This window comes from Chryseobacterium vrystaatense (assembly GCF_000737765.1).
In the GTDB taxonomy this organism is placed as follows: Bacteria; Bacteroidota; Bacteroidia; order Flavobacteriales; family Weeksellaceae; genus Chryseobacterium; species Chryseobacterium vrystaatense.
Genome location: NZ_JPRI01000007.1, coordinates 223,045 through 240,172, shown reverse-complemented (window position 1 = coordinate 240,172; position 17,128 = coordinate 223,045). Strand labels below are relative to the sequence as shown.

The following is a 17,128-nucleotide window of genomic DNA, read 5'->3' as shown; positions in this document are numbered from 1 at the left end:
CAAAAATTTTTGTGATGGAGTTTTATTTTCAGATAGGAGAAAGAGTTTTATCACTGACTATAAGATACTTTTGATTAGTGCAGACCTTCGTTTTTTAATTTCAAACCAAGTCGTGCCAGCTATATGTACAATACCTACATTGCTTTGCATTGGGCGTACGGGCAAGCTTATTACATTTTGGACAGTTATTAAAGAATACTTTTTCCGGTGTCTCAGACATTATTCTTTTGACTACATTTAATTCAAATTCTTCATAACCATCCTTGAGGAAATTAATTATCTCAGGACTAGAATCAATCCAGCCTTTTTTTGTCATCACATCTCTCATTTTGGGATTATCAGAACTTTTGTACATGAATATATGGTATTTCAATGCTGCTTTTTCATCGTCAGTCATCAGCTTACTAAAATAGTTGATGATATAGTTTACAGTCTCTTTGTCCATTCTAAATGTTTTTATGGTTGTCACTAATAAAAGGAATTGATAATGAAGTGCTAATTTAGTTTCACTGTTAAAGTAAAAAAACTTTTTCATCAATCATCATGTAAACAAATATAGTTTACAGCCAGTTACAAAAATAAAAAAACTTAGATCCTCAGATACGTTCTCCTGACACACTCTTGTCACAACCTCACTCTATCTTTACAGCCTAATTTAAAAATATTCAATAATGAATTTAGTATCCATCCGTATCATAACCGCCCATATCGAAAGCATGATATCATTTTATGAACAGATCACAGGAATTGCAGCCCTACATTATACGCCTGATTTTGCTGAGCTTAAAACGGCTACAACAACGCTTGCAATAGGAAGTACCAGAACGCTGCAGTTTTTTGGTGGGGAAAGTGTGGCACAGCCTGCTGAAAACCGTTCTGCTATTATCGAATTTTTAGTGGATGATGTAGATAAGGAATTTGATCGCTTAAGAACTGTTCTTTCTTCTCATATTGTACAGGAACCAACCACGATGCCGTGGGGAAATAAATCTCTCTTATTCAGGGATCCGGATGGCAACCTGGTGAACTACTTTACCCCGGTCACAAAGGAATCAGTAGAAAAGTTTACAGGTAAGCAGTAAAATAGCTGCGCCATACAAACAACAGAAAAATATTTTAAGATATTATTCGTTAATTATGTTAGATAAAAAGTCAGGCTTGGATTATAAAATCCAAGCCTGATTTCATAAAACAGTAAGAACAATACTCCCTATTAAAAGGGAATTTTCTATTTTTCACCAGCATTTTGTGCTTCCCCATTCAATGTCGTAAGGAACCTTGTTCTTTCTTTGATCTAAAATTTAACAGTGATAAATTGTGAAATAATTTTAATTATCTTGTAAATTGGAACGGGATTGGAAAGTATTTGAAATATTCGTATTTTAAATTCACTGATTTACTCTGGCCGTTAACACTAACACAAATGCAATATGGAAAAAAAAATAATTAATAAAAAGCCCGGAAAAAAAAAGAGAATCATCCTGATTGTCGCAGGAATACTCGTTATTTTAGTACTTATTTTTCCTTTTCTTCTTAATATTTATCTCAAAAATAAACTGCCACAGCTCGTCAATGAAAAGACGCCTTATCAAATCAGTCTTAAAGATTTCGATCTTAACCTCTTTAAAGGTGATATTTCGGCAAACGCTATTCATATCAAAACCAAACAGACTACAGATCCTGCAGTTACCCAAATTAACGGGGACATTAAAAGTCTCCGCATTCAGAATTTCGGAATTTGGAATGCAATTTTCAATAAGTCTTATCATATTAAAAATGTACAGCTGATTGACCCTAACGTTAAAATAGCTCTAGGCAAGCCAAAAGAAAAAAAAGACTCAGTACAGAAGAAAATCAACTTCGGTGTTGAGAATATTTTGGTCACCAACGGAAATATTTCGGTAAAAGACAAAAACAGGAAAGATCTTGTTAACGGAAAAAATGTCAACATTAACCTTACAGAAATTAAACTGAGTGAAAATGCCTCAAAACTGCCTATTGCTTTTAAAAATTTTAAAATTGATGCTCACGATCTGCTGATCACGGTCAACGATTTTTATCAGATTTATGCCACTAAAATTGACGCTAAAAATAAGCAGCTTCATATTTCTGAATTTCACCTGAAACCTATTGAAAGTCCTGCCCTCTACAATGCCAAGAATGTTTTTGATCTGAAGATCAATCAGCTTTCTGCAGAAGACTTCAGCATCAATCAGGATTCTCTTATCATTGAGAATGCAAAATTCGTTAAACCTCAACTGATTGTTACTTCAACCCATAAAAAGGAGGTCAAAGAAAATCCGAAAGAAGTTAACCTGAAAATTGGGATCAGAAATCTTGATTTTGGACAGGGTTCTGTGCTTATTCAGCAGAGAGACAAAACAAAGATCGCTTCTGTAGACAATTTCCATTTAAATTTAAAAGATATTGTTTTCGATAAAAAAACAGTGAAAGAAAAAATCCCTTTTGCATTTTCCACCCACAATATTGAATTTGAAAATATTTATTTCAAATCGGATCCATTACAGGCTGTGAACATCAGGAAAATTACTTCTGACAATGCGGATATTCTCATTGATGACATAGAGTTTAAAGCCCTTGGAAAGAGCTCTGCAAAAGATCTTTTCAACATCAGATCCAGGAAAGTAGAAATCCTCAACAATACTTCAAAATTTGCAGGACAACAACTTCAGCTTCAACTCGAAAAAATCAATGTACACCACCCTGAAATAGAAATTATTTCTGCATCACATAAGAAGAAAGCTCCTGAGAAAAAGCATAATGCAACACCCGATTTGCTGGCACATCTGGGAGCACTCCATATCATCGACGGAACTTTTATCCAAAGAAAGGATGGCAAACAAAAACTAAAGGTGGACAATTTTAATGTGACCCTTAATTCGGTTACGACCAATAAAGACATTCTTAGAGAATCTATTCCATTTCACATTAAAAGCCAGCTGATTACCGCTAATAAAATTGATGTAGATGCCGGTAAATATTACCGACTGAAAGTTGATCATATAAAAAATACAGGAAAGCAGACTGTTGCTGCCAATTTTGCCTTCCTTCCAAAATATTCCAGAGCAGAGTTTAATCGTTTAATTGCAGTTGAAGAAGATCTTTATACGATAAAGGCTAAATCAATTGTGATTACGGATAAGAACTCAACATTAGGTTCCAAAACCAGTATCGATCTGGATCATATTATTTTTGACGGAATCGACTGTAATATTTATCATGATCTTGCACCACCTGATGACATCGGTGTACGGTATATGTTCAGTAAAAAACTTCGTGATGTGAAATTTCCACTCTACATCAAACAGATCGATATTAAAAATTCAAAATTAGCCTATGAAGAGGTTGCTGAAAAAGCAAAAATTCCGGGTAAGCTTACTTTTGGAGATTTTAATGCAACAATAAAGAACGTCAACAGTGCTAAGATGAAGGGGAAACCGACCTTGGTAAAAGTAGATTCCAACTTTAATTTTTTTGGAGATGCTCCAACCGATGTCCGCTGGCAGTTTGATGTCGCCAATAAAAATGATGACTATGCGATCAATGGAACCATCAAAAACCTGTCTGTAGACAATGCCAATCTTTTCGTAAGACCTTATCTGAATGTCAGTCTCGATGGACAAATTCAATATCTGAAATTTGATTACAAGGGCAACAGCAATCAGATTGGCGGGAATTTTTATTTTAAATACACCGACATGCATGTCAACTTTTTAAATAAGAATACCGGGAAAGAGAGGAAGGTTCTTAGTGCTATTGCTAATATTTTTGTGAAGAATGATTCCAAAGGTGAGCCTAATCACGTAGAGGTTGATGTGAAACGTGATCCCAATAAAAGTTTCTTTAATACTCTATGGCAGGGAATTATGGAGGGTCTGAAAAAGTATTTGATTTAAACCTTTTATCTAATCCCGTTTTCAGCCGACGCTGATTTACTTTCACAGTCAATAACTTATTAAAAAAAAGAATAATAAAAGACAAAACAAACAAAACATAGCACATCATTAAATGCATTACAATAAAAAAGAGGAAATATAAATCACATTTCCTCTTTTAATTAAATTTATAAAATACAATTGCTAAGCAATTTTTTTAAAATAATTTCTAGCCTTTAGCTTTCTCATCTGTAAAAAACTGAAAACCATCTTTTTTATCAATGAGCTGCATGGGATATAATGCAGGATTGTATGCACCGTTTAATACTTCGTTCAGTGCATGCTTTTTGGATTCACCGAATGCTACAGCCAGTATATTCTCAGCTTTATTAATCAATGGTGCAGTCAAAGTAATTCTGAACATTTCCTGAGGTGTAAGGTAATAGGCGGAAACCCACTTTTCTTTCTCATCAAGAACCTTTTCACCAGGAAACAGAGAAGCGGTATGCCCGTCGTCCCCCATTCCCAAAAGGATAAAATCAAAAATACCTTCATCTCCCAGAATTTTTCTGATCTGCTGTTCATATTCTACAGCATATGCTTCAGGAGATACTCCATCTTTATACATCGGAAAAATCTGATCTCTGTTCACCGGAACTTTATCCAGAAGTGTTTCGAATGTCATTTTGGCATTGCTTTTATCATCATCCAGCGGAACCCAACGTTCATCAACCCAAAAAAAGTATACTTTATTCCACTCGATTTTTGCTGCATATTCTTCGGTTGCCAGCAGATTAAAAATAGCTTTGGGAGAAGAGCCCCCACTTAATGCAACAGCAAACCTGTTATTTTTCTGAATAGATTTTTTGGAAAGATCTACAAATGTATCTGCAGCTTTTTTATACAGTTTCTCCAAATCATCAAATACGGTAATATTCATTTTCTTCTATTTAAATTGATAGTATTTATACCCAGTGATTGCCTTGTCTTTCAACCAATGCAATACTGTCTTCCGGCCCCCAGCTTCCTGCCTCATAGTTTGGAAAAGCGGTATCTTTATTATTTTCCCAGGTTTCCTGTATTGTTTTTACAACATCCCAGGCTTCTTCTACCTGATCAGAACGCATAAATAAGGTAAGATCACCCATCAGCGCATCCAGCAGTAAAGTTTCATAAGCCTCTGGAGTATCTTCCTGACAGGCAAAATTATCAAAGATCATCTCAACAGGTTTTAGCACCAAAGAAAGACCCGGTTTTTTGGCCATAAACTGCAGCCGGATATCCATCAGCGGCTGAATATTGATGATCAGCCTGTTGGCCGATAAGAGCTGTGAGCTTTCTGAAAATGTGGAATGTGGAAGCGGTTTAAACTGAATGGTAATATAAGAATGCTTTTCTTTCATCTTTTTACCTGTACGCACGTAGAACGGAACATCCTGCCATCTTTCATTATCCAGGTAGAATTTTACTGCTGCAAAAGTTTCTGTATTGGAATCTTCAGCAACTCCATCTTCCTCACGGTAGCCTTTGACTTTTACCCCGTTTATTGTTCCTTTTCCGTACTGTCCTCTTACGGCATAATAATCAACTTTATCGGCAGAAATCCTACGGATAGATTTAAGAACATCTACTTTACGGTCTCTGATCTCACCCGATTCCAGTGAAGCAGGCGGTTCCATTGCAATCATACACAGGATTTGCAACAAATGATTCTGAATCATATCCCTCAATGCCCCGGTCTGCTCATAAAAACTTCCTCTCGATTCAACGCCCACTTCTTCAGCTACTGTAATTTGTACCGATTTTATATGCTGATGATCCCATAAAGGTTCAAAAATAGAATTCCCAAATCTAAAGGCCAATATATTCTGTACGGTCTCTTTTCCAAGATAATGATCAATACGGTATATCTGCTCTTCTTCAAAGGTCTCAGCCAGCAAACTGTTCAGTTCGATTGCCGATTGTTTGTTGTGACCAAATGGTTTTTCAATAATGATACGGTCTCTTTCGGCATCAGAAGCTAAAGAAGCATTTTTGATATGATTGGAAATCGTAGAAACAAAAGTAGGTCCAATAGACAGATAAAATAATCGGTTTCCTCTTTTTCCGTAAACCCTGTCGAGCTTTTCTAATTTTTGCTGCAGATCTTTATATGAAATTTCCTCATCCAGCTGATGCTGAAAATAGGTAATATGGGCTTGAAAACCCGCCCAATCTTCAGAAGTTATCTTTTTTCTTGAGAAATGTTCGAGATTTTCTTTGATGTAATTTTTAAAATATTCATCGGTATGGTCTGCTCTGCCTAGTGCTACAATATTAAAACCTTTGGGCATTCTCCCATCGATATATAAATTATAAAACGCCGGAAAAAGTTTTCTTTTTGCCAAATCTCCTGTAGCACCAAAAATAATTATTGTCGTTGGCTGCAAGACTTTATTTTCATTCATTTTTCCGAATTTTAATTTTTTGAAGTTTCCCAAGAAGTATGGAAAAAACCTTCCCTGTCTATCCTCTGATACGTATGCGCTCCAAAATAATCACGTTGAGCCTGGATAAGATTGACGGGCAGTGAATCTGTTGTATAGGCATCGAAATACCCTAAAGCAGTTTGAATTCCTAAACTTGAAATTCCGTTTGAAACTGCAAAAGCAGCGGTTTTTCTTAACGAACCAATTTTTTCTTTAACAATATCTGAAATATCCCGATCCAGCAAAATATTCGACAGATTAGGATTTTTGGTATATGCTGCATAGAATTTTTCCAGTAAAACCGAACGGATGATACACCCTCCTCTCCAGATTTTAACAACATCTTTTAATGGAATCTGGAAATCATATTCTTCAGAAGCTTTAACCAATAACGCTAAACCTTGCGCATAGCTTATCAACGTAGCCAGGTAAAGAGCGTCACCCACTTCTTTGATGAATAACTCAGTATCTTCCGGGCTCACTGTTTCTTTTCCTGAATACAGTTGCGACGCCTGAATCCTCTCTTCTTTATAGGCTGATAAAATTCTTGAAGTCACCGCAATATCAATGGTTGGGATAGAAACCCCAATTTCCATTGCCTGCTCGGAGGTCCATTTTCCGGTTCCTTTTGCTCCTGCTTTATCCAAAATCTGATCTACCAGATAACCGTCTGTGAGTGAATCTTTCTGCTGAAAAATATCTCTGGTAATTTCAATCAGGAATGAGTTCATTTCTCCATTGTTCCATTCTTTAAAGACATGGTACAACTGGTCGTTGTTCAGGTTGGCTCCTCTTTTCAGTAAATCGTAAGCTTCACTGATGAGCTGCATGATCGCATATTCAATTCCGTTATGTACCATTTTCACATAGTTTCCGGCGGAATCTTTACCCATATACGCTGTGCAGGCTTCATTATCTACTTTTGCAGCAATAGCTTCGAGCATGGGTTTAAGCAGATGGAAAGCTTCCAAATCTCCCCCAGGCATTATGCTGGGTCCTGTCCTTGCTCCTTTTTCACCTCCGGAAACTCCCATTCCCATGAAGTGAAGATCTTTTGAAGCCAAATCAGCAACACGTCTATTGGTATCTTTAAAATAAGAATTACCTGCATCAATAACGATATCCCCTTTGCTTAGAAGCGGCGTAATACTTTCCAAAACTGCATCTACCGGTTTTCCTGCCGGAACCATAAGAATAATTTTTCTGGGAGTTTCCAGTGCTGATACCAAATCTTCTAAAGTACCGGTCCCTTTCACTTTCATTTCTGAAGTGGCACCATCCTGTAAGTCTTTTATTTTTTGCCCGTCAAGATCAAAACCTGCGATCGAAAAACCATTGTCAGCAATATTATAAAGAAGATTGCGTCCCATTACTCCGAGACCAACCATTCCGTAATTATACTTTTCCATTTATTTTATTGATATTATTATAAAATCTGTAATACAGAGAATAAAATTACGGAAATGCTGAGGAGGAAAAAAATAAAAGAAGATAAAAAATTTCCTGTTTTTTTTCATATCCCTCATTTATAAGCTCATAGTTAATATCATATTTATAAAAAATCTGTCAGGATTTTACTTAAACTCAGTCATTTGCTTCTTCCAAAATCTTAATGGTTCATCATTAAAAACTAAAAATCATCCTTAGCTCATTTTTGAGGAAGAAATACAATAGTCATCATTATGGAAATAATCTATCAAAAAGGGGTGGTTATTTGGCACAATTAAGCATATATTTGCCAAAATTTAAATTCATGAACTATAAACTTGCGCTCAATACGCAGGAGCCTGACTCTAAAATCGTTTTTCACACAATCATATTCGATGCGTTCAAGGTAAATATAGTTGAAAGATATACTGGATCGCGGTCCCGTCCAATATTATGTGAAGCTTTATTTAAGGTAAGAACTTTAGATGATCAAATTGTTAAGAGAAAAGATGACAATGTAAGGGTAAAAATCAAAGACAATGATTTTGACATTTATCAGACCCTGACCAGAAAACTGGATTCTTACGAATATAAAAACAAACTCATCAACAGAAAAGATGTTGAGCAGGATTATGTTCATTTCATTTTGAGCTTAGTTATTTCTAATTATAACCTTAACTGATCCATTTTTTGACTTTCCTTAGACATTAAGCTACCGCATTCTAATAATGGGTAATTGATAATGTACTGGTGTTGAATATCTGACAGCTATCCTATGCAACAGGCAACTGTCTGCATCGTTGTGACGTAGCCATCATTGGCGGCATAAACTTTGAATAATTGAATACGGAGTATCTGGAGATGATGCTCCGGAACTTCTGTTACAAATCAAAACAACCTGCCCTATGAGCCATAAAACAGTCTTAGAAAAAGCAAATACTGCCATATCGGAAGGTGATCACGAAACCTTCCTTAGCTATTGTACTGAGGATACCTTATGGAATTTTGTAGGTGACCAAGCGCTTTCAGGAAAAGAAGAAGTACGCCGTTATATGGCAGAAGCTTACAAAAGTCCTCCCAAGTTTAATGTTGAACACATGATTGGAGAAGGAGATTATGTGACGGCTGTAGGTACAATAAGTATCCTTAACAACGACAATCAGTGGGTAGAATATGATTACTGTGATGTATGGAGATTTGAAAATGGTCTGATGGCAGAATTGCGGGGGTTTGTCATTGAGAAGTGATTCCTGCCTGCGTATTTTATTAAATGATACGAAACCTACTATCATAACAGTCCTAATAATCCGGTACAGTGGAAAACAAAAGTACAGAAGATCATCTTAAGACCATATTTAATCTCAGGGAGTTTCCAGAGGATAAAGAGTGGAATGACCTGTTGAGAAATTCCACTGTTAAGTCTTTCAAAAAGAATGAGATCATTTTAAAGAAAAATTTCCGCTACACGGATGTTCTGTTTGTTGCCGAAGGTATATTAGCCTCAGAATTTACCATCAATGAAAAAACGGTAATCGGCAGGTTTTTCCGTACCGGAAACTTATGCACCAATTTTGACAGTTTACTTCACCAGACTGTATCCAGATATCAGATTGTAAGCGTTACTCCATGTACTGTCGTTTCAATTGCATCCTCAGACTTTATGGAGTATTACAACAATGGTATTTCCGTGGGCAAAATCATAAGAAATACAGTTCTTGAGATCATTGCCGAAGATATCATGATTACTGATGTGAAGCTGTTGTATGGGAAAAATGAGATGATTGAATTCATAAGATCACATTATCCCGATATTGCCCGAAACGTTCCCTATAAATATATTGCCCGGTTTTTAGGAATTACTCCTGAAGCCTATAGTAGAATATTGAAACAAAGCCACCACAAATCTTCTTAGAAAAGCTTAACAAAAGTTAAGTTTTTCAGTAGCCATCTCCAGCTAACTTTGATATGTAATAATAAATCAAAGTTACTATGAGACTGACTAAAGAAGAACAGGGTATCTTGTTTTCGGATATTGATACACTTCTATCTCCCAAACCCTTACGACTGGAGGCAGGGATTAAAAGACTGGGTAACGGTATGCTCCAGGTTTCTATGAGAACAGATCTGCACGGCTGTAAAAGCAGAATGCTGGACTGGTGGTTTACCTATTTCGAAACCACAGCCCATTTAAAATGGTGGCATCCCCATGACCATATCCTGCATAGCGGATGGGACAGCAAGTGGGTGAAAAACAAAAATTATATTGGAGCTACCATACATGCCACTGAAGCATTAGGTGACATTCCACCTGTTCCCGCCACCATCAAATTCCACGCTCCGGATGAGGTATTTGATCCCGCCCTTTTGCATAAAGCTTTTGATAAGGGTGATGTAGGTGCTGTTATTTATGCAAGGATAGGTTTTGGAGAAGACACTTCACTCGACAGCAACGGAGATCCTGAAGATGGCTTTATGTTTCATGTAGCCAGAGACACTCCTTTTGGCTGTACGCTGAGAAGCCATTTTTACCTTGGTGCACTGACGGCAGATACAGAAACACCTCTGCACGAAGATATTGGTTTTGGATTAATGGAACATTGCTATACCGAATTTACTTACTTATCCCATTTCTTATCCTCGCTGTATTATGCTGAGAACCAAAATGGAGATAAAGCTCCCCTGCCCTGGTAATATCAAATTGTGCAATTGATATGCTATTTAAAACAACAATAAGAGAAGCAAAAGGCCTCTCTTATTGTTGTTAATATTAATACCTGCTCCGGTAAATATTTTTATATCCAAAAATGATACATGGCTAAATGACTGTACCTCCTTTTGATTGGAAGTCTGCTTTGACACGTGCATATCTTTCCTGATCTATGGGTTTGGAAGCACGCTCGATAATACTTGATTTAAAACCTAAGTCCAGCGCATCGTTAGCAGTATAATACACACAATAATCAGCAGCTACACCGCAAACTGCCACTTCGGTCACCCCTCTCCCTTTCAGATAGTCTGCCATGCCTGTAGATTTTTTCTTACCGTTGTCAAAAAATCCACTGTAGCTGTCAATTTCTTTATCCATACCTTTTCTAAAAATAGCCTCCACCGCATCTGTTGAAAGCTCCGGAACCAATTCGGCTCCCTTTGTACCCTGTATGCAGTGTTCCGGCCACAGTACCTGATTCAATCCATTTAATGTAATCTCTTCAAATGCTGTTTTGCCCGGGTGGGACGTAAAAAAACTTTTATGGCCTCTTGGATGCCAGTCCTGTGTGGCTACTACCAGATCATACGTTGGCTGCAGTTCGTTAATAGTCTGAACAATTTCGTCACCATGATTAACGGCTAAAGCGCCTCCAGGTAAAAAATCATACTGAACATCAATAATAATTAAAGCTTTCATAATTGTTAAATGTTATTAGTTTATTAATTGTCAGATAGAATTACAGTTCATTTAATTCCACCCTTTGTTATTTTTTTCATTCATTTACAGGATATAACCTCTTCTGATTAAGTCGTTCTTGGAACTTTGATTATATCTAAAAATAAATTATAAATCTAAAGTATGTGATTTATATCGATCAAATTTAACTATTTTTTTTAATTATCATTAATATTTTAACACCAAAACAATATTAGCTTAATAAGTTACTAAATCAAAAAAGTTTGACTGAATTTTTTACAGTGCTTGTTCATGAATGATAATGGGTGCAAAGACAGCTTGACATGATTTAAACGGTATTTATATTGCCGGCATAAGCGCAATTCAAACACTTATGAATCATGAATATCAATCAGTTCGTGATCATAAAGGCAGCCCTGAAGACTTTCATACATTTTTTAATTTTTATAAATGTGTGAGTAAAACCATTTTAAATGACCAGATGTTATGAAAAAAACAGTTTTAGTTTTACGATCAAATTATTATTATCATTTCAAATGCATTAAAAGTTTACTTTTACCCTATGCAAAAAATACCGACCGAAGAATTTTATGCCCCAAGGTGGCAAAAAATCATGTATAGCACTGCCAGTGCAATAGTATTTGTGTTGGGGATTAATGTACTTATGATTAAAGAGCCTAACTGGATCATCTTTCTGGCCCCGTTTATTTTTATAATCTCTTTTTCCATGCTGCTGTATACCCGGTTGAAACTCATTATTTCAGATGATAAAATTCGGCTAACAGGCGGATTAAAACGGTATCACTTTTTGTGGAGTGATATCAAAAAGATCGATATGGTCCGGCTGGGAAAGTACAGAACACCATTAGTCACCATTTACTATTCCGGTGGAAAGGTGACGCTGAGTAAAAGCCTGTACCTCACCGAATTCAATAGAATTTTATTACTTTTGGAAATGAAGGTCAATCCGGAACTGTTTACCGAGAACTATCAGAAGATTCGACATCAGATGGATTAGCGTATTTTGTGTACCCGATGATCTTATTGTTAAAACTAAATCACATACTATGAAAGGTCTGCAACTCTTATTATTATTTTGTTTTTCGTTGGCTATGGCCCAAAAACAATACAGTTTGAAGCTGCATTTTATGACAGACAGCAATGAAGCAGCACCTCATGTTCAGGTAACTTTATTCAAAAATATAGAAGGAAAGGAGGGTGCCGTGATTGTCAATAAAGTCACAGCTGACGAAAAAGGTATTTTAAATCTGAAACTTTCGGATGATTACTTTGACAAGACAGGTTCGCTAACCATACAGGCGTACTATTATAATAAAGATGCTTATTATCTTGATTATTATGAAAAAATTTCAAAGAAACAGTTTCCTTTCAAAAAAACAGTTAAGTTCGAACATATTATTCCTCCAACTCTTGAGGAGATTAACAGTTCCTCTTCTATTCCGCCGCCGCCTATGGTTCCAAAATAACATAAAATTGTTTTCCTGTCAATTGCATTCAAGCCAGATCAAATATGTTATCTACTTCGCTTTGACTGTTGTATACTTATTAAAACTCACATAGGTTCTGGTTTCCTTAAGCTGACCGTTTTTATAGAGCTCAATCCTGGATAATTCTCCGGACTTTTTATCCAGATATCGTATTTTCATTAGTTGGATTTTGGTGTCAAAATATTCGGTTTTAAGATTTCTTCCATCTTCCATATAGTGTACTGTATCTAAATTTCCATTCTTTGTATAAGAATATGTTTTTGAATTGTAAAAATCCCCTTTCTTATAGAGTATGCCTTCATAAGTGTATTGGGGCGTATATACCCCTTCCAGTACCAACTGTTTTTTGTCGTTATAAATAAGATAATAGGCATTATCCTGTGGATTGATCAATTCATATCGGATGGTGGGTTCAGGATTGCTACAGGGGCGGGTGATGATGTCCTCTGTCTTTTTGAAGACAGATGGATCATTTTGAAAAACCCTTAAGGTATCACGTTCAGGCAGGTTGTTTATTTTATAATTTATTTTTGAAATGCTGACATTTTCTTTCTTATCACCATCATATCCCTTCATAAAGCTGCTACAGATGATACTGAAAACTAAAAATAACAGGAGGCTTTTTGTTCTCATAAATTATCGGTTTACTGGTATATAATTGGTGTCAAGATTTAAAATAAATGGGTCTGCAGATGCCCAATCGAATCATTATATTATTTTGACCTGACTGGTCGTTTACGTTGTTCAGTACCTACAAATATATTTCATCCCGCGCAGATTCATCTCTTTATTCTGATAAAATATTTTTAAATCTACCTTTACCATATCCGTCACGAAGGACCAATAAAAAATATATCTTTGCACAAAAAAGTGACAACGTTGAATTCATTTTTCTTATATCTTCTTGTATCAGTACAGTTTTTAATGGTACCGCTAAATCTTAATGCCCAAAAACATCACAGTACTGACCACCCCGGCATACACGGTATGGTCCTTTTTGGGGAGTACAAACAGTACGCATCCCATTTGCCATTGTTCTATTCACCTCATGACTATCAGATTATTTTAAAGGTGAAACTGGATTCTTCAGCTGAACAAGCTTATATCAACGATCGTAAAACCAGCCATACAGAACTTTATACGATAGAACCTGAAAAGTTCGTTTTACCTGAAATAATGAATGATATTCATTCATTTAAAGCTAACCTGTATAGAGGACATTTTGAACGGGGCGGACAGCTTATTCTACAGAATGTAACTGTGCAAATAGAAAAAGTTGCGTATTTCAAAAAACTTAATCCAACACAGAATCAAAAAGAACCCTTCCGTTATATGCTTTTCGGAAATAAACAGGAACAGTTCATGGTACACCAAATTCTCAACCGCCCTGAATTTGATGAGATTCTCAGCGTACAGGTTTCCGATGTAAAAACAAAATCAAAGCTGGACGAAGGCGAAGTTCTGACTATATCTTTACCTGCAGAAACGATAAAACCCTATCCCTGGAAATTCAACACTGAATCAAAGATCGGTACGATTAAAATGAATGTTTTGAAGCAGATTTACCTGGAATTTGACGATCTTAAGTAAGCTTGCATTAATTTTTGGTCCTTTCGCTGAATGGGACTAACACGATCTGCCTACTTTTCAGAATTCTTTTATGGTTCTGAATATTACGTTACCGAATGATTTGCAGGTTTTGTGTACCCTTCGGAATGTATAATAACATATCTATAAAAGTTTTTCTATGCATCCCGTTTTTATCTACATCCTCGTAGCCTAACAAAGACTCTCCACGGCTAAAACCTTCTTTAGGCTCTAATCTCACGACCCGGTTATCAGCATACAATTTCATAATGTAGTTTTCTACAGGATAAACAGTTCGTGAATATTTACCAGGGGTTGACGCTGCTGAAGATACAGATTTTCCTTTTCTACCATTGGTTGACTGAAGTTTTGCGATTGTTTCTTTAGAAAAATATTCTGCCTGATACCATTCAGAGTCTGCGTTCAAAAAAACAGTATTCAAATAGTCATAATCTTTTTCTTTAAGGGCTGAAACCATATTTTTATAGAAGCCGGCTACTTTTAGTTCCAGATCTTTTTGATTCAATGCAGACAGATCTTCCCCATCTTCCCATCCTTTACTATGGTAAGGCACGGAAGCATCGAAAATGAGATTGGTTTTGTATTCCGTTAACTTTGAGTAGTCAATATTTTTATCATTATTCCTAAATTCCAGAATATCCTGTTGAGTTTCTGATGAGCCTTTTTTATCCCATCCGGTTTTTTCTACTTTCAGAATAAACTTGTCACCATTCTCAAGATTGTTTTTTTGAATTCCCTTATGATCATATCCGGGATAAAGCTCAACCTCAATATTTTGTTTTCCACTTTTAAGAATGAATGAATTAATATTAAGTCTTGCCACTCCTCCAGCTACATCAAAGTTTGAATAAACAGGAACTCCGTTGATCATTACCCTGAAGCTCAATAAAGATTGGATATCTAATTCATAAAGAGGTTCCTTATCAAATTTTTGAACTTTCCCGGACAGAAATTCAATCCTTTCGTTAGTAGTCAGTGTTTTCACACTTTGTACCTGTGACTTGCTGCTAAGACTTGCTGTAAGAAGTACTGTAAATATAATTTTTCTCATTATCTTATTTGATGGATCATATGCTGCCTGATTTCATTTGCTCCGGTTCCCGGTCAATTAAAATAGTATCAATTTCCAAAATTCACAAAATGCGGAATATCTGTTGCAAAACTATTCATTGGCAATAGATTATTCCTGTTGCTGTTAAAGTCAAAAACTGAATTATTATCAAAAGGAACCCGTGGATAATAAGTAAAAGAAATTTGAATCCTGTTGAAAACCAAAAACGGATTGTTAATTAAAACGCCCACACCTATTTTTGTGTTGGCCGTAGTTTTAAGCAATTTGTCATCAGGCATTCCCAACCAGCCGACCGCCGCAGTTAAATAAGGACTGAAATGAAAATTCTTCCAGGTTTTATTCACAAAAAGCTGAAGCTGATATCTTAAAACCAATTTTTTAGTTCCTATATAATCCGAATCGTAAACAGGAAATTCGTCTGAAGAAGAAAGATTAATTCGATCTCTATAAGAATAATTGTGCTGTGGATTTCCCAATGCTAAAGTGGGAGAAAAGAAATGTCTTGCTTTGGCAAATTTCCAATCCATAAGATTGGTGAAATAAGTTCCTTCGAGGCGGAAAGACTCGCGATTCCGGCTATCTTCATTAAAGAATCTTCCAAACTGAGCTTTTACATTGAAATATCCCAGCCTTATGAAATCACCATACGATGCAGAAACTCCCACATAGGGCTTCACATCATTACTTCTGGATAAAGCTCCGGCAGTAACGTTTACCGAATTACCATAAGCAATATCCTCCGGCAAATCGTATTGAAAGATATTCTTCTGAACCGAAAAATTTCTGTGAATAAATCCTGCAGACATCAGAAAACTGCTGTAGGAGCTAAAATACTGATACTGATCGATTCCGGGACTGTCTTTGTACTGATAATTCTGAATCCGCCCTATCAATGCGATAGTACTGGAGACCTTGTTTTTGGTGTCAGATGAAACAGGAATCTGATAACCACCCCATAAATCCTGACTGTAGACTTTGATTTGAACTTCCGGAAAGGTGGTATCGGTCTTTATCGGGAGTAAAACATTTCGCATAAAATATTCAAAAGTAAGACCACCTGCCCATTTTGTCAGGGGTGAGTAGAAATCTCTTCTGACATTGAAATTGATTCTTTCATTCTTCAAAAAATCCCGTTCACCCAAAAACTGGGCGTTGATATAAGAGCCCCAAAGGTTATAGGCCGTATAGCTTCCTAACAGATAATCCTGCTTTTCTTTGGAATCGTTTCTATAAAGCAAATTTAATTCGTGTCCTAATCCTAATACATTTTCTTCTGTAACTCCCAGACCAATTTTACTTCCCGAATAACTTACCCTCGGTTTTAAACTCCAGGAATCGAGAACTTTTACAACGACATCAATAGAGTCTTTACTGGAAGTACTGTCGGAAATACTGATATTAACCCTGTTGATAAAAGGCATTGCTCTCAGCAAACGTTCAGATTCATAGAGTTTCTGAGCATTATATTCTTCACCTTCTTTGAAAAGCAAATAATTATTAACCGTTTTATCTCTTGTATTAGCATGAAGATGATTCGTGAACCAGTCATACCACTTGGCTTTTTCTTTTTTCTCTTTAGAACCATATCCAAACGGGTCAATGGTTTCTATCCTGATATTTCGGATATGCTTTCCGTTATGAGTTTCTTGCGACAGTTTCTCAGTTGTGGTTCTAACAGATGTAGAATCTGCTTCCCTCCGGAATATGAAGCGGTGAATGAATTTGGTCACTTTCGTTTTATC

The 17,128-nt window shown here is 36.1% G+C and carries 17 protein-coding genes; 9 read left to right on the top strand and 8 right to left on the bottom strand.

Annotated elements, in window-relative coordinates; all coding sequences use genetic code 11:
- Positions 1-100: 100 nt before the first annotated feature.
- Entirely contained in the window at positions 101-445 is a 345-nt protein-coding gene (locus tag IW16_RS18000; RefSeq protein ID WP_034747677.1) for a hypothetical protein, read from the bottom strand.
- Between the two features lie 226 nt (positions 446-671).
- Between IW16_RS18000 and IW16_RS17995 the strand changes: the two genes are divergently transcribed.
- A complete protein-coding gene (locus IW16_RS17995) occupies positions 672-1,082 on the top strand; it encodes a VOC family protein (RefSeq protein WP_034747535.1) in 411 nt (136 codons plus the stop codon).
- 348 nt (positions 1,083-1,430) lie between these two features.
- On the top strand, positions 1,431-3,917 hold the full coding sequence (locus IW16_RS17990; protein ID WP_034747532.1) for a DUF748 domain-containing protein: 2,487 nt from the start codon (positions 1,431-1,433) through the stop codon (positions 3,915-3,917).
- 208 nt (positions 3,918-4,125) lie between these two features.
- Here the strand turns inward: IW16_RS17990 and pgl are convergent, their stop codons facing one another.
- From pgl to gndA, 3 genes are read right to left on the bottom strand one after another with little or no spacing between them, the layout of a single operon-like run.
- Entirely contained in the window at positions 4,126-4,836 is a 711-nt protein-coding gene (gene pgl, locus IW16_RS17985) for a 6-phosphogluconolactonase (protein ID WP_034747529.1), read from the bottom strand.
- 25 nt (positions 4,837-4,861) lie between these two features.
- A complete protein-coding gene (zwf, locus tag IW16_RS17980) occupies positions 4,862-6,343 on the bottom strand; it encodes a glucose-6-phosphate dehydrogenase (protein WP_034747674.1) in 1,482 nt (493 codons plus the stop codon).
- A gap of 11 nt (positions 6,344-6,354) precedes the next feature.
- Positions 6,355-7,773 (bottom strand): NADP-dependent phosphogluconate dehydrogenase, encoded by a 1,419-nt coding sequence (gene gndA / locus IW16_RS17975; protein ID WP_034747526.1) that lies wholly within the window; start codon positions 7,771-7,773, stop codon positions 6,355-6,357.
- Between the two features lie 344 nt (positions 7,774-8,117).
- On the opposite strand from gndA, the gene IW16_RS17970 reads away from it, so the two are divergent.
- The 4 genes from IW16_RS17970 to IW16_RS17955 all read left to right on the top strand — a co-directional run bounded on the left by IW16_RS17970 (position 8,118) and on the right by IW16_RS17955 (position 10,483).
- Entirely contained in the window at positions 8,118-8,474 is a 357-nt protein-coding gene (locus IW16_RS17970) for a hypothetical protein (protein ID WP_034747523.1), read from the top strand.
- A gap of 223 nt (positions 8,475-8,697) precedes the next feature.
- Positions 8,698-9,039, top strand: coding sequence for a nuclear transport factor 2 family protein (locus IW16_RS17965; RefSeq protein WP_034747520.1), 342 nt, complete (start codon positions 8,698-8,700; stop codon positions 9,037-9,039).
- A gap of 68 nt (positions 9,040-9,107) precedes the next feature.
- A complete protein-coding gene (locus IW16_RS17960) occupies positions 9,108-9,704 on the top strand; it encodes a Crp/Fnr family transcriptional regulator (RefSeq protein ID WP_034747517.1) in 597 nt (198 codons plus the stop codon).
- A 77-nt stretch (positions 9,705-9,781) separates the two neighbouring features.
- The gene (locus IW16_RS17955) at positions 9,782-10,483 is read left to right on the top strand and encodes a DAPG hydrolase family protein (RefSeq protein ID WP_051890442.1); all 702 of its coding nucleotides are present in this window, start codon (positions 9,782-9,784) and stop codon (positions 10,481-10,483) included.
- 124 nt (positions 10,484-10,607) lie between these two features.
- Here IW16_RS17955 and pncA read toward each other — a convergent pair whose 3' ends face one another.
- Positions 10,608-11,198, bottom strand: coding sequence for a bifunctional nicotinamidase/pyrazinamidase (gene pncA / locus IW16_RS17950; protein WP_034747514.1), 591 nt, complete (start codon positions 11,196-11,198; stop codon positions 10,608-10,610).
- A 562-nt stretch (positions 11,199-11,760) separates the two neighbouring features.
- On the opposite strand from pncA, the gene IW16_RS17945 reads away from it, so the two are divergent.
- Both IW16_RS17945 and IW16_RS17940 read left to right on the top strand, forming a co-directional pair.
- Positions 11,761-12,216: a hypothetical protein gene (locus tag IW16_RS17945; protein WP_034747513.1), complete on the top strand. Its 456-nt coding sequence runs from the start codon at positions 11,761-11,763 to the stop codon at positions 12,214-12,216.
- Between the two features lie 115 nt (positions 12,217-12,331).
- The gene (locus tag IW16_RS17940; RefSeq protein ID WP_131327932.1) at positions 12,332-12,685 is read left to right on the top strand and encodes a hypothetical protein; all 354 of its coding nucleotides are present in this window, start codon (positions 12,332-12,334) and stop codon (positions 12,683-12,685) included.
- A 51-nt stretch (positions 12,686-12,736) separates the two neighbouring features.
- Here the strand turns inward: IW16_RS17940 and IW16_RS17935 are convergent, their stop codons facing one another.
- Positions 12,737-13,339 carry a hypothetical protein gene (locus IW16_RS17935; RefSeq protein WP_034747507.1) on the bottom strand — a complete coding sequence of 201 codons (603 nt, stop codon included), beginning with the start codon at positions 13,337-13,339 and terminating at the stop codon, positions 12,737-12,739.
- Positions 13,340-13,630: 291 nt separating this feature from the next.
- Between IW16_RS17935 and IW16_RS17930 the strand changes: the two genes are divergently transcribed.
- Positions 13,631-14,296, top strand: coding sequence for a hypothetical protein (locus tag IW16_RS17930; protein WP_131327931.1), 666 nt, complete (start codon positions 13,631-13,633; stop codon positions 14,294-14,296).
- Positions 14,297-14,384: 88 nt separating this feature from the next.
- On the opposite strand, the gene IW16_RS17925 is transcribed toward IW16_RS17930, so the two are convergent.
- On the bottom strand, positions 14,385-15,365 hold the full coding sequence (locus IW16_RS17925) for a hypothetical protein (RefSeq protein ID WP_034747503.1): 981 nt from the start codon (positions 15,363-15,365) through the stop codon (positions 14,385-14,387).
- 68 nt (positions 15,366-15,433) lie between these two features.
- Positions 15,434-17,116, bottom strand: a complete 1,683-nt coding sequence (locus IW16_RS17920) for a POTRA domain-containing protein (protein ID WP_228376960.1) — start codon at positions 17,114-17,116, stop codon at positions 15,434-15,436.
- Positions 17,117-17,128: the final 12 nt, after the last annotated feature.